This is a genomic window from Amycolatopsis sp. FU40 (assembly GCF_021903635.1).
Classification (GTDB): domain Bacteria; phylum Actinomycetota; class Actinomycetes; order Mycobacteriales; family Pseudonocardiaceae; genus Amycolatopsis; species Amycolatopsis dendrobii.
In genome coordinates, this window is record NZ_CP091381.1 from 7,132,559 (window position 1) to 7,145,105 (window position 12,547).

The 12,547-nt window shown below is 68.3% G+C and carries 12 protein-coding genes and 1 tRNA gene; 6 read left to right on the forward strand and 7 right to left on the reverse strand.

Annotation, left to right across the window (positions count from 1 at the left end):
* Window positions 1–18: 18 nt before the first annotated feature.
* Complete coding sequence (locus tag L3Q65_RS33515) at window positions 19–1,023, forward strand: ArsA-related P-loop ATPase (RefSeq protein WP_037808405.1); 1,005 nt, start codon at window positions 19–21, stop codon at window positions 1,021–1,023.
* Complete coding sequence (locus L3Q65_RS33520; protein WP_182892613.1) at window positions 1,023–2,141, forward strand: ArsA family ATPase; 1,119 nt, start codon at window positions 1,023–1,025, stop codon at window positions 2,139–2,141. Before L3Q65_RS33515 ends, L3Q65_RS33520 begins: the two co-directional genes overlap by 1 nt.
* Window positions 2,142–2,185: 44 nt before the next feature.
* Here the strand turns inward: L3Q65_RS33520 and L3Q65_RS33525 are convergent, their stop codons facing one another.
* Window positions 2,186–2,479, reverse strand: coding sequence for a WhiB family transcriptional regulator (locus tag L3Q65_RS33525; protein WP_020664154.1), 294 nt, complete (start codon window positions 2,477–2,479; stop codon window positions 2,186–2,188).
* Between the two features lie 338 nt (window positions 2,480–2,817).
* Here L3Q65_RS33525 and L3Q65_RS33530 point away from each other — a divergent pair, with 338 nt between their 5' ends.
* Window positions 2,818–4,971, forward strand: coding sequence for a transglycosylase domain-containing protein (locus L3Q65_RS33530; protein ID WP_182892614.1), 2,154 nt, complete (start codon window positions 2,818–2,820; stop codon window positions 4,969–4,971).
* A 63-nt stretch (window positions 4,972–5,034) separates the two neighbouring features.
* Here L3Q65_RS33530 and L3Q65_RS33535 read toward each other — a convergent pair whose 3' ends face one another.
* Window positions 5,035–5,286 carry a hypothetical protein gene (locus tag L3Q65_RS33535; protein WP_182892615.1) on the reverse strand — a complete coding sequence of 84 codons (252 nt, stop codon included), beginning with the start codon at window positions 5,284–5,286 and terminating at the stop codon, window positions 5,035–5,037.
* A gap of 203 nt (window positions 5,287–5,489) precedes the next feature.
* Here L3Q65_RS33535 and L3Q65_RS33540 point away from each other — a divergent pair, with 203 nt between their 5' ends.
* Together L3Q65_RS33540 and L3Q65_RS33545 are read left to right on the forward strand one after the other, a co-directional pair.
* Window positions 5,490–6,422, forward strand: a complete 933-nt coding sequence (locus L3Q65_RS33540) for a metallophosphoesterase (protein ID WP_220507619.1) — start codon at window positions 5,490–5,492, stop codon at window positions 6,420–6,422.
* A gap of 29 nt (window positions 6,423–6,451) precedes the next feature.
* Window positions 6,452–6,525, forward strand: a tRNA-Pro gene (locus tag L3Q65_RS33545).
* Between the two features lie 194 nt (window positions 6,526–6,719).
* Here L3Q65_RS33545 and L3Q65_RS33550 read toward each other — a convergent pair.
* Entirely contained in the window at window positions 6,720–7,463 is a 744-nt protein-coding gene (locus L3Q65_RS33550; RefSeq protein ID WP_237597519.1) for a methyltransferase domain-containing protein, read from the reverse strand.
* A gap of 39 nt (window positions 7,464–7,502) precedes the next feature.
* Here L3Q65_RS33550 and L3Q65_RS33555 point away from each other — a divergent pair, with 39 nt between their 5' ends.
* Window positions 7,503–9,350: a prolyl oligopeptidase family serine peptidase gene (locus L3Q65_RS33555; protein ID WP_237597520.1), complete on the forward strand. Its 1,848-nt coding sequence runs from the start codon at window positions 7,503–7,505 to the stop codon at window positions 9,348–9,350.
* A gap of 39 nt (window positions 9,351–9,389) precedes the next feature.
* Here the strand turns inward: L3Q65_RS33555 and L3Q65_RS33560 are convergent, their stop codons facing one another.
* The 4 genes from L3Q65_RS33560 to L3Q65_RS33575 form a co-directional block, all read right to left on the reverse strand.
* Window positions 9,390–10,016 (reverse strand): TIGR03085 family metal-binding protein, encoded by a 627-nt coding sequence (locus L3Q65_RS33560; RefSeq protein WP_182892619.1) that lies wholly within the window; start codon window positions 10,014–10,016, stop codon window positions 9,390–9,392.
* 27 nt (window positions 10,017–10,043) lie between these two features.
* Entirely contained in the window at window positions 10,044–11,435 is a 1,392-nt protein-coding gene (locus L3Q65_RS33565) for a glutamate decarboxylase (RefSeq protein ID WP_182892620.1), read from the reverse strand.
* 94 nt (window positions 11,436–11,529) lie between these two features.
* Entirely contained in the window at window positions 11,530–12,006 is a 477-nt protein-coding gene (gene dps / locus L3Q65_RS33570; protein WP_182892621.1) for a DNA starvation/stationary phase protection protein Dps, read from the reverse strand.
* 43 nt (window positions 12,007–12,049) lie between these two features.
* Window positions 12,050–12,472, reverse strand: coding sequence for an organic hydroperoxide resistance protein (locus tag L3Q65_RS33575; RefSeq protein ID WP_182892622.1), 423 nt, complete (start codon window positions 12,470–12,472; stop codon window positions 12,050–12,052).
* Window positions 12,473–12,547: the final 75 nt, after the last annotated feature.

Genomic DNA, 12,547 nt, shown 5'->3' on the forward strand with positions numbered 1-12,547 from the left:
CGGTTTAGTGTTGAGGATGTGACCACACCCTCCGCCGGCTGGACCGACGAGCTCGCCAGGGCCCGGCTGCATTTCGTCACCGGCAAGGGCGGAACCGGCAAGACCACGCTCGCCGCGGCGCTGGGTCTCGCGCTCGCCCGCAATGGCCGCCGGGTGCTCTTGATCGAGGTCGAGGGACGGCAGGGCATCGCACAGCTCTTCGACACCGAACCGCTGCCGTACGCGGAACAGCGGATCGCGTCGGTCCCCGGCGGCGGCGAACTGCGCGCGCTGCACATCGACGTCGAAGCGGCGCTGCTCGAATACTTCGAGATGTTCTACAACCTCGGTTTCGCCGGGCGGACGCTGCGCCGGATGGGGGCGATCGAGTTCGCCACCACGCTCGCGCCGGGCCTTCGCGACGTGCTGCTCACCGGGAAGATCAAGGAATGCGTCGGGCGCACGGAATCCGACGGCCGCCACACCTACGACGCGGTCGTGGTCGACGCGCCGCCGACCGGGCGCGTGGTGAAGTTCCTCGACGTCACCAAGGCTCTCACCGACCTCGCCAAGACCGGTCCGATCCGCGGCCAGGCCGACGGCGTCGTCCGGCTGCTGCATTCCGGCGAAACCGCCGTGCACCTCACCACGCTGCTGGAGGAGATGCCGGTGCGCGAGACCGTCGAAGCGGTGGCCGAACTGGACGGAGCCGACCTGCGGCCGGGCGCCGTGCTGGTCAACCGGGTCCGTCCGCCGCGGCTGCCCGCGCGTTCGGTGACCGCGGCCGCCGACGGCCGGGTGGACGCCGACCGGGTGCGCTCCGGCCTCGCCTCAGCCGGGCTGAACCTGCCGGAGGCGACGCTCGACGCGCTCGTGGAGGAAACCGTGGAGCACGCCGTCCGCGTCGCCGCCGAACAGCGGGCCCGCGAACAGCTCGCCGAGGCCGATCTGCCGACGCTGGAGCTGCCGGACCTCACCGACGGCGTCGACGTCGCCGCGCTCTACGAACTCGCCGAAACGCTGCAGGAACAGGGGGTGCGCTGATGGCTGCCGACCCGGCGCTCGACGTCGACGCCCTCCTCGACGACCCGGCCAGCCGCGTGATCGTGTGCTGCGGTTCCGGCGGCGTCGGCAAGACCACCACCGCCGCGGCGCTCGCGCTGCGGGCAGCCGAACGCGGCAGGCAGACCGTGGTGCTCACGATCGACCCGGCACGCAGGCTCGCGCAGGCGCTCGGGCTGCGCGAACTGGGCAATCACCCGAAGCAGGTGCGGGTCGAAGGCTTCGAGCCCAAGGGCGAACTGTGGGCGATGATGCTCGACATGCGCCGCACGTTCGACGACATGGTGCGCGTGCACGCCGGGCCCGAGCGGGCCGAGCAGCTGCTGCAGAACCCCTTCTACCAAACCATTTCCACGTCGTTCTCCGGCACGCAGGAGTACATGGCGATGGAAAAGCTCGGCCAGCTCGCGGCGACCGACGAATGGGATCTGATCATCGTCGACACGCCGCCGAGCCGGTCCGCGCTCGACTTCCTCGACGCGCCGACGCGGCTGTCCACCGCGCTCGACGGCCGGATGATCCGGCTGCTCACCGGCCCGGCGAAGGCGGGCGGCTGGGGTCTGCGCAAGGTGGTCAGCGCCGGGTTCTCGATGTTCGCGAAGGCCGTGTCGACGATCATCGGCGGCCAGTTGCTCGCCGACGCGTCGGCGTTCATGCAGGCCTTCGACAGCATGTTCGGCGGATTCCGCGAACGCGCGCGCAAGACCGCCGAGCTGTTGCGGTCGTCGGGCACCTCGTTCCTCGTGGTGGCCGCGCCGGAGCCGGACGCGCTGCGCGAGGCGTCCTACTTCGTCGAGCGGCTCGCCGGCGAATCGATGCCGCTGGCCGGTCTGGTCGCCAACCGCACGCATCCAGTGCTCGCTCCGCTGTCCGCGACCGAAGCGCTCACCGCCGCGGAGTCGGTGCAGAACGCGCCGCTCGCCGAGGCCGTGCTGCGGCTGCACGCCGACCGCGTCGCACTGGCCGAGCGCGAGAACCGGCTGCTGGCGCGCTTCACCCGCGCGCATCCGGAAGTGCCGCTGACCCGGGTGCCCGCGCTCGCCGGTGACGTGCACGACCTCGAAGGCCTGCGCGACATCGGAGTAAAGCTGACGTCGTGAGTGGCTACGCCGGTTCTCACCGGCGTAGCCACTCACGAGCAGGTTCAGCCCGCCGCGGCGGCCAGCGCGTCCCGCTTGGCCGCTTCGAGCAGGTCGGTCCAGCTGGTCACGTCCGGACGACGGCGCAGCAAAGCGCGCCGCTCCCGTTCCGTCATCCCGCCCCAGACCCCGAAATTGATCCGGCCGTCGAGCGCCTCGGCGAGGCATTCGGTGCGGACCGGGCACCCCATGCACACGGCTTTCGCCCTGTTCTGTTCGGCGCCTCGCACGAACAACCCGTCGGGATCAGCGTCCCGGCACGAGGCATCGACCCGCCAGCCAACCTGATTGGTTTGCATACCCCCAGCTCCCTCATCTGGTGTATGGCACCAGCGAAGGCGAAGCTCCCGCTCCCACCCCCGCGAGCGTTTCCCACTGCGCCGCACGTCGGTGACGGCACCTCCCCGGTGCCGCTGCCGCCGTCCGGACCAGCCAGGCTCCCACCCGGGCTGCTCCGTCTGTCGGCATCTACGTGAGACGTTGACGGACTGTAGGGTCCCTCGGTTCCCTCCGTCGAGACCTAGCATGCATTCCGTTACCAAAGGTCACGACACGGGGTCCCGTTAACGATCGCGGGCAGGGGCGCGCGGGCCCTTAGGTCACGAGGGCGACACGGGCCTTCAGTACCCTGGCTTTCGTGCGCAAAACGGATGGTCTTTTCAAGCTCCTCGGCCTGTGCCTGCTGGCAGGGGTGCTGGTCGCCGGGATCATGTTCCCGGTGGTGGGCGCCGCGGGGGTCGTGTCCAACCAGGCGAGCGAAACGGTCGACAAGACGTCGTCCGACCTCGCCGACATCCCGCCGCCGCTGGTGACGACTATCACCGACTCCGGCGGCAAGCCGATCGCGACGCTGTACAAGCAGTACCGGATCCCGGTCCGCCCGGACCAGATCAACCCGGCGCTGAAGTGGGCGCTGCTGTCGGCCGAGGACAAGGCGTTCTACGAGCACCACGGCGTGAACTGGGGACGGACGCTGCGCGCCGCCGTCTCCAACACCGCGGGCGGGGACACCCAGGGCGCCTCGACGATCACGCAGCAGTACGTGAAGAACTACCTGATCAACGTCGTCTACCGGGACGACAAGAACGGGCAGGCCAAGGCGCAGGAGCAGTCGCTCTCGCGCAAGCTCAAGGAAGCCCGGATCGCGATCAACCTCGAGACCAAGCTCTCGAAGGACCAGATCCTCGCGGGCTACCTCAACATCGTCGAGTTTTCCCGGCAGATCTACGGAATCGGAGCGGCCGCGCACGCCTACTTCAACACCACGCCGGAGAACCTGACCGTCCCGCAGGCCGCACTGCTCGCGGGCATCGTGAACAACCCGATCGTCCTCGACCCGTGGAACCACCCGGACAAGGCGACGAAGCGGCGCAACCTGGTGCTCGACCGGATGGTCAGCAATCAGAAACTGGCGAAGGCGGACGCGGACAAGTTCAAGGCGGAACCGCTCGGCGTGGTGCCGGACACTCCGCAGAAGCCCGCGTCGAACTGCACCGGGGCCGGGACCGAGAACGGCTTTTTCTGCCAGTACGTCCAGGATTATCTGCTTAAGGCCGGAATGTCCGAGGACCAGCTGTACACCGGCGGCTACACGATCAAGACCACGCTGGACGAAAAGGCCAACCACGAGGCGAAGGTCTCGGCTGAGACACAGGTGAGCAAAACCCAGAAGAACGTCGCGAACACGCTTTCGCTGATCCGGCCGGGCAAGGACCGGCACGAAGTGGTGGCGCTCGCGGCGAACCGGGACTACGGCATCGACGCGGATCAAGGGCAGACGACGTATGCGTTGCCGTCCGGAGTGTTCAACACCGGCGGCGCGGGGTCGAGCTACAAGATCTTCACCACCGCTGCGGTGCTGAACCAGCACATAGCCGGGATCTACAGCAACATCCCGATCGGCAGCAGCTATGTCTCACATGTGTTCACCGGCAGTCAGCCGCACTGCCCGCCGACCGGCGCGCCGAACACGCGCTGGTACTGCGTGGGCAACGCCGGCAACGGCTACCCCGATTCGGGTTCGTTGCAGCAAGCACTGGCGACCTCGCCGAACACCGCGTTCGTGGCGCTGGAGGACAAGCTCGGCAGCACTGGGCCCGCCATCGACATGGCGACGAAGCTGGGCATGCGCGAGACGATGGCGAGCAACCAGGGCGGCGGAAAGGTCGACCCGAAGTCGACCGACCCGGGCAAGAACCAGACTCAGGCGCAGGCCTACGGCCCCAAGGGCAGCTACCCGGGCACGGGTGCGTTCACGCTCGGCTTCAGCCCGACGAGCGGGCTGGAACTGGCGAACGTCGCCGCGACCATCCTGAGCGGCGGCAAATGGTGCCCGCCGACTCCGCTGGCATCGGTGACCGACCGCGACGGCAAACCGGTGCCGATCAAGGAAGCGGCGTGCGAGCAGGTCGTGCCGGAGGGCCTGGCGAACACGATGGCGGTCGGCATGAGCAAGGACGACCAGGAGCCCGGCGGTACGTCCGCCAAGGCCGCGCAGGCAGTCGGCTGGAACCGGCCATTGGTCGGCAAGACGGGGACGACCCAGAACAACGGCTCGGCGACCTTCGTGGCGGGCACGCCGCAGATGGCCGGTGCGGCCATGGTGTTCCGTCCGGAAGGCGGAAACGGCGGTCTTTGCTACAACGGCGTCGGCAACGTGACCACCTGCGGCGGCGGAAACATGTTCGGTGGCAAGACACCCGCGCAGACGTGGTTCGGTGCGATGAAGAACATCATGGAGGGCCAGCCGGTCGTGCCGCTGCCGCCGGAGGATCCGGCGTACACCAACTGAATCCGGTGAGAACGGGGCGGGAGAGGGGATCTCACGCCCCGTTTCGCTTGTCCGGGCTCAGCGTCATCCTTTGAGCGCTATCCGGAAAAGCCGCACGATCGCGATCAGAAAACCGGGTCCCAGCGCGATCAGCCACACCTGCGGCGCCCAGTGGCTGGGCATGCCGCCGTCCCAGTATTCGTAAGCAGGCCACCCCAGCGAAAACAGCACAACCGCGCTCAGCGCCCAGGGTTCCGCCCTCCGACGCCACGGGAACGACGCCAGCACCACCAGCAGAACGAGCACCGCGAGCAAGAAGAGAATCGCCGCTCCCATAGCCAGGCTCCGCATCGCTGCCGGACTGGTCCAATCCACTTCGATCGAACGACGCCCGGCGCTGGATGTCGAGAGGATGCCGCTGAGACCTTCGCCCTGCGCCATCCGGCACCGGCCACAGCGGACGACCCGATCGAACACGTATCCTCGACCCTGTGAGCACGCTCGGTAACGCCAATCCGCCCGGGGGCACCGCGAAGCGGTTGGCCGCGGGGACCATCGCCCTCGGGGCCGCCACCCTCGGTTACGCCGTCGGCATCGAACGCCGCCGCTACACCCTGCGGACCGCCGAGTTGCCCGTCCTCGCACCCGGCACGCCGCCGTTCACCATCCTGCACGTCTCTGACCTGCACATGCTTCCCGGTCACCAAGCCAAGCAACGCTGGGTCGCCGCGCTCGACGAACTCGACCCCGACCTCGTCGTCAACACCGGCGACAATCTCTCGCACCGCACCGCTGTCCCCTCCGTGCTTCGCGCGCTCGGACCGCTGCTCGACCGGCCGGGGCTGTTCGTCTTCGGCAGCAACGACTACTACGCGCCCAAACCCAAAAACCCGGCGCGCTACCTCATGCCCCGCGGCAAGAAGAAGCGCATCCACGGCACCCAGCTACCCTGGCGCGACCTCCGCGCCGCCTTCGTCGAACACGGCTGGGTCGACCTGACCCACGTCCGCCGCACGGTCGACGTCGGCGGCCGGGCCGTCTTCGCCGCCGGAGTCGACGACCCGCACCTCCACCGCGACCGCTACTCCGACATCGCCGGACCCGCCGACACCACCGCGGCCGTCCGCCTCGGCGTCACGCACTCCCCGGAACCACGCGTCCTCGACACCTTCGCCACCGACGGCTACGACCTCGTCCTCGCCGGCCACACCCACGGCGGACAACTCCGCATCCCCGGCTACGGCGCGATCATCACCAACTGCGAACTCGACCGCAGCCGCGCCCGAGGCGCCTCCCGCTGGGGAGCCCGCATGTGGCTCCACGTCTCCGCCGGACTCGGCACCTCCCCCTACGCCCCCGCCCGCTTCGCCTGCCCGCCGGAAGCGAGCCTGTTGACGCTGGTCCCGCGCGGATCCGGGGCCTCCGACCCCCGCAAACCAGCCCCGCGTAAAGCCGCGAAACCCGTCCGCTAGACTTACTCCCGACCCGCTGAGAAGTACCTCGGGGTGTGGCGCAGCTTGGTAGCGTGCCTCGTTCGGGTCGAGGAGGTCGTGGGTTCAAATCCCGCCACCCCGACTGGTGAGTGAGGGCCTGTGTCTGCGGAAAGCGCAGATACAGGTCCTCACTTCGTTGTGTCTTCTGGGGGTCGGACCCCCAGGCCCCCGCCAGGGGGCTTCGCCCCCTGGACCCCCGAAAGTGCATGGGCGCGAGAGTGCATTGGTGCGGTTGGGTGGCGGGTGGTTGCGCGTTACGGCGCACGAGGGTTGTGGTTAGCGGGTGGCGGTTAGTTCTTGCCAGCATTGGTGGAAGTCGCCGATGGCGGGGGACTTTGTCCAGGACCAGGCGGAGCGGGCTGCTGAGGTCAGCTGGTCGTGGTCCTTCGTCAGGGGTCGTGCCAAGGCTGCGGCTAGGCGGGTTTCTATGTAGGTGGCTAGGGCTCGGTAGGTCAGGTCTTCGCGGTAGCGAGTGCGTTCGGTGATGTTCGTGAAGCCTGCGGTCGCTAGTTTTGTGGCGATCGTGCGGCCGGAGAAGGGGTCTCCGCCGTTTTGGCGGCGCAAGAGGTAGTGCCCGCGCAGGGCGGCGTCTACGTTTGCGGTTCTGGGGCGGATTTTTGCTCTGCTCCAGTCTGAGGTGGAGATTGCCAAGTGGCCGCCTGGGCGTAAGACGCGGCGGATTTCCGTTAGGGCTGCTGCGGGGTTTGTCAGGTGTTCGAAGAGGGCGTGGGAGAAAACGACGTCTAGCGAAGCGGTGGCGAACGGGAGGGCGTAAGCGGTGGCGGTGACGTAGTCCACTGTGGACCCTGTGGGGAGCAGGGGGTGGTGGATGTCTACGCCGATTACGTGACAGGCGGGTGCCAGAGTCTTGGTGATGGAGCCTTGACCGCAGCCTAGGTCGAGGACTCTTGAGCCCGGGGTGAAGAGTTGTTGGGCGAACGCGGCGCGGTCACTCGCTGTGCGCGTGTTCATCATCGACAGCGCGTCTTGGGCATAGCCCGGCGCGTAACCCTCCAGCACCCCGCACAGAGTACGGGTGGAAGGTGGCAGGATCGAGGGGTGAGCACGCAGTCAGGCAACCAAAATCCGCCCGCGGTGGTCCCGGACCGCCTGTTCGACGACCCCGAAGCCGAAAAGCGCTGGCTGGCGCGGTTCCACGCGCCGCGCATCTCGGTGCCCGAGTGGGCCCGCGACGCACCCGAGGCCAACGTGTACGTCTCCAACGCCAGCGGCGTATGGGAGGTCTACGCGTGGGACCGGGCCACCGACAGTCACCGGCGCGTCACCAACCGGCCCAACGGCACCCTGCACGCCACGCCCTCCCCCGACGGAACAGCCATCTGGTGGTTCGACGACACCGACGGCGACGAGTTCGGGTCCTGGCGCAGCCAGCCGTTCGACGGCGACAGCTCCGCGGCCGTCAAAGCACTGCCCGATATTCACGACGGATACCCGGCCGGCCTGGAAATCGGCCAGCGAGTAATCGCGGCCGGTGTTTCGACCGACGACGGCAGCGAACTGTTCGCGAAAATCGACGGCGTAACCGAGCGCTTTTACCAGCACGCGGACGACGCCGGGATCGCGTCGATGTCGCGCGACGAAAGCCTGCTCGCTATTTCCCATTCCGAGCACGGGGATTCCCGGCACCCGGCGCTGCGAGTGCTGTCCACCGACGGGTTCACGACCGTCGCGGAAAAGTGGGACGGCGAAGGAAAAGGCTTGCAGGCACTGGAGTTCTCGCCGCTGCCGGGCGACCAGCGCGTGCTGGTCCTGCACGAACGCCGCGGCCGCGAGGAACTGCTGGTGTGGGATGTACAGGCGGACACCGAAACCGAACTGCTGATCGATTTGCCCGGCGAGGTCGTCGCGGACTGGTATCCGGACGCGCGCGCGTTGCTCGTCGTGCACTTCCACGAGGCGCGCAGTTCGTTGTACCGCTACGACCTTGACACCGGCGAACTGTCCGCTGTGGACACTCCGGCCGGCCGGATCGGCGGCGCGGGCGTGCGACCGGACGGAACCATCGAGTACTCGTGGTCCAGCGCCGCCGAACCCGCCGCGGTCCGTGCCCGCGCGGCCGACGGCACCGACTCGGTTCTGCTGACGCCGCCGGGCGAGCGCGCACCGCGTTCGTCGCCGGTCACCGACGCGTTCGTCGAGGGCGTCGGCGGCCGGATCCACGCACTGGTCTCCCGGCCCGCAGATGCCCCCGAAGGCCCGCTGCCGACGGTGTTTTCGCTGCACGGCGGCCCGCACGCGGCCGACGAGGACCGGTTCTCCGCCTATCGCGCGACCTGGCTGGACGCCGGATTCGCCGTGGTCGAGGTGAACTACCGCGGCTCCACCGGTTACGGCTCGGCGTGGCGCGACGCCATCGAAGGCCGCCCTGGCCTGACCGAACTGGAAGACGTCGCGGCGGTCCACGACTGGGCAGTCGAAAGTGGACTGTCCGATAAGGACAAGTGCGTCGTGAACGGCGCTTCGTGGGGCGGATACCTGACCCTGCTGGCGCTGGGCACCCAGCCGACCCGGTGGGCCGCGGGCGTCGCAGGCGTTCCGGTAGCCGACTATGTCGCGGCTTACGAGGACGAGATGGAACAGCTCCGCTCGTTCGACCGCGCGCTGTTCGGCGGCTCCCCGGAGGACGTGCCCGCGGTGTACCGCGAGTGCTCGCCGCTGACGTACGTGGACGCGGTCGCCGCCCCGGTCCTGATCCTGGCCGGCGACAACGACCCGCGGTGCCCGATCCGGCAGATCGAGAACTACCTGGACCGCCTCGCCAAGCGCGACGCACCCCACGAGTTCTACCGCTACGACGCCGGACACGGTTCGCTGGTGATCGCCGAGACGATCAAACAGACGTCCATCGAGGTGTACTTCGCCTTGCGGGCGCTGGGAATGCGCTGAGAAGTTCGGGCCGTCCAGGGGTCTCCTGGACGGCCCGGCTCACAGCCCGCGCTTAGCGCCCTTCAACTGCGCTACCGCGGCATCGTCACCCTCATAAGTCACCTGCACCGCATCGCGCCCGAAGACGAACAGCAGCAGTTCCACCGGCTCGCCCACCACCGTGACCACCGGCGCGCCTGACTTCACCGAAGCCGACTGGCCGCCCGGGGTCCGCAGCACCACCCCGACCGGGGATTTGCGCAGATTCAGCTTCGCCGTCCGCGTCGCCAGCTTCCAGGCCGCCGCGTCTCGCGAAGGGTCTGCCGGACGCGGGGTCCACTCCGGCTGTGCCCGGCGGACATCCTCGTGGTGCACCAGGAACTCAGCGCTGTTCGTCGCCTCGTCCACCGGGCCGATGGACGTCGGCCAGAACCGGGACGGGCCGCGGCGGACCTGGGCGACCAGGTCGTCCCACGGGCGCGCCGCGACGCCGTCCTGCACCTTCTGCGTGTGACCGGCCAGCGCGGGCACCACGATTCCGGGCATCGCGTCCGGTCGATGCTCTCGCACGACCAGATGCGCGGCCAGATCCCGCGTCTGCCAGCCCTCGCACAGGGTCGGGGCGTCCGGGCCGAGCTGCTCGAAGAGGTCGCTCAGCGCTTGGCGTTCATCCTTGGCAAGGCCCATACCAGCCAGGTTACTCGCTGGTAGCGGTCAGTGGTGGAATCCCGTCGACGTGGCTGGGTCGTGCTGCGGGGACGGCTGGCGGCTCAGCTCCGGCAGCACGCGCTTCAGGTCGGCGAGCAGCAGGTCGGCCAGGTCGTGGGTGAAGCCGTTGCGGACGACGACGCGCAGCACGGCCAGGTCGGTGCGGTTGTCCGGGAAGGTGTACGCGGGCACGAGCCAGCCGCGTTCGCGGAGGCGGCGGGAAACGTCGAAGACGTCGAACGCGGTGACGTCCGAGCGGGTGGTGAAGGCGAATACCGGCAGCTGGTCGCCACGCGTGAGCAGTTCGAATGGCTCCAGTTTGGAGATCTCGCCGGCCAGGTAGGTCGCCACGTCGCGCGAAGCTTGTTGTACCGCACGGAAACCTTCGCGACCCAGCCGGACGAAGGTGTAGTACTGCGCGGCGACTTCCGAGCCAGGGCGGGAGAAGTTGAGCGCGAAGGTCGGCATGTCGCCGCCGAGGTAATTGACGTTGAACACCAGTTCCTCGGGCAGCGCCTCCTTGTCGCGCCACACCACCCAGCCGACGCCGGGGTAGACGAGGCCGTATTTGTGCCCGGAAGTGTTGATCGACGCGACGCGCGGCAGCCGGAAGTCCCATTCCAGATCCTCGTCGAGGAACGGGGCGATCATCGCGCCGGACGCGCCGTCGACGTGCACCGGAATGTCCCAGCCGGTTCGCTCCTGCAGTGCGTCGAGGGCGGCCGCGACCTCGGCGACCGGCTCGTAGCTGCCGTCGAAGGTCGAGCCGAGGATCGCGACGACTCCGATGGTGTTCTCGTCGCAGAGCTTCACCGCTTCTTCCGCGGACAGGTGGTACCGGTCGCCCTCCATCGGCACCAGGCGCGGCTCGACTTCCCAGTACTCGCAGAACTTTTCCCAGCACACCTGGACATTGATGCCCATCACGAGATTCGGCTTCCCGGTGCGGCCCAGCTTCGACCAGCGCCGCTTCAACGCCATTCCGGCGAGCATGCAGGCTTCGGACGACCCCGTGGTCGAGCAGCCCATGATGTTGGTGGGATCTGGCGCGTGCCACAGATCGGCGAGGATGTTGACGCAACGCCGCTCGAGTTCCGCGGTCTGCGGGTACTCGTCCTTGTCGATCATGTTCTTGTCGACGCATTCGGCCATCAGCTCGCGCGCCTGCGGCTCCATCCACGTCGTGACGAACGTGGCGAGGTTGAGCCGCGCGTTGCCGTCGAGCATCAGCTCGTCGCGCACCAGCTGCAGCGCCGTGTCCGGCGGCAGCGAATCGTCCCGCAGCCGGTCGCGCGGCATCGCGAAGTCCGCGGCGAGCGCCGGATTGCTCCCGGCGTACAACGGATTCGTGCCGGTCTTCCGGTCTGCCCGATCTTGTTTCCCCTGATGCAGCACCATGTCAGCGAACCTACTGCCGGGCGCCCGCGACGACCACCGGATGCGGAAAGCCGCCCGCGACAAGGGCGGGCGGCTTTCGGTCAGGCGGCGTGGGTCAGGCTTGCTGCGCCTGCCACATCCAGTGCGCCTCTTCCAGCGCACGGGTGATCTCGATGAGCAGATCCTGCGTGACGAGGTCGCTCTTGTCGGTCTCGTCGATACGCTTGCGGAGCCGGTCGATCAGCGCCGCGAGGGTGTCGACGATCGCGGCGATGGTGGACTCGACGGACTGCCAGTTGTCCGGGTACTCCGGCGCACCGGAGGTCGCCACGACGGTTTTCGCCTTGCCGTTGGGCGAAACCCCGATCGCGGCGGCGCGCTCGGCCACCTCGTCGACGTACTGCCGTGCGGTCGACACCAGCTCGTCGAGCTGCAGGTGCGCGCTGCGGAAGTTCTGGCCCACCACGTTCCAGTGCGCCTGCTTCGCGATCAGCGAGAGGTCGATCAGGTCGGCGAGCGTCGCCTGCAGCGCGTTGCCGGTGATCTCCTTGTCGGAGTCGGAAAGCGGGCTCTTGATCGGGGAAGTGGTCATCTCGGGTGTCCCTCCTCTGTCTTAAGGTTCAGACGGTGCCTATTCAGACACTGGTGGTCAGCTCCACCTCGATGTTGCCGCGGGTCGCGTTGGAATACGGGCAGACCTGGTGTGCCTGCTCGACCAGCTGGTCGGCGTCGGCCTTCGCCAAACCGGGCAGCGAAACGTCGAGCCGCACGCCGAGCTGGAATCCGACGTCTTTCTTGAACACGCTCACCGAACCGGTCACCGTCGCGGCGGGCAGCGCGACCTTCGCCTGCCGGGCCACGGCCTGCAGCGCGCTCAGGAAGCACGCGGAGTACCCTGCGGCGAACAGCTGCTCCGGATTGGTTTTGTCCCCGCCGGGACCGCCCATCTCCTTGGGGATCGCCAGCGACTCGTCCAGCACGCCGTCCGAGGACGTCACGTCGCCGTTGCGGCCTTCTCCTCGCGCGGTCGCGACGGCGGTGTAGATCGGCTCGGCCATGCGTGTTACCTCCTCATCGGGACGCCTCCGGAGTCAGCGTCTCAATGAGTCCAACGTCCCGCATCCGCGGAACCG

What these genes read in the sequence shown, in the direction of transcription:
- L3Q65_RS33520 (WP_182892613.1), top strand. Translation starts at nt 1,023, where the DNA reads ATGGCTGCCGACCCGGCGCTCGACGTCGACGCCCTCCTCGACGACCCG.
- L3Q65_RS33535 (WP_182892615.1), bottom strand. Translation starts at nt 5,286, where the DNA reads ATGGGAGCGGCGATTCTCTTCTTGCTCGCGGTGCTCGTTCTGCTGGTG.
- L3Q65_RS33560 (WP_182892619.1), bottom strand. Translation starts at nt 10,016, where the DNA reads ATGGGCCTTGCCAAGGATGAACGCCAAGCGCTGAGCGACCTCTTCGAG.
- L3Q65_RS33565 (WP_182892620.1), bottom strand. Translation starts at nt 11,435, where the DNA reads ATGGTGCTGCATCAGGGGAAACAAGATCGGGCAGACCGGAAGACCGGC.
- L3Q65_RS33575 (WP_182892622.1), bottom strand. Translation starts at nt 12,472, where the DNA reads ATGGCCGAGCCGATCTACACCGCCGTCGCGACCGCGCGAGGAGAAGGC.
- dps (WP_182892621.1), bottom strand. Translation starts at nt 12,006, where the DNA reads ATGACCACTTCCCCGATCAAGAGCCCGCTTTCCGACTCCGACAAGGAG.
- L3Q65_RS33525 (WP_020664154.1), bottom strand. Translation starts at nt 2,479, where the DNA reads ATGCAAACCAATCAGGTTGGCTGGCGGGTCGATGCCTCGTGCCGGGAC.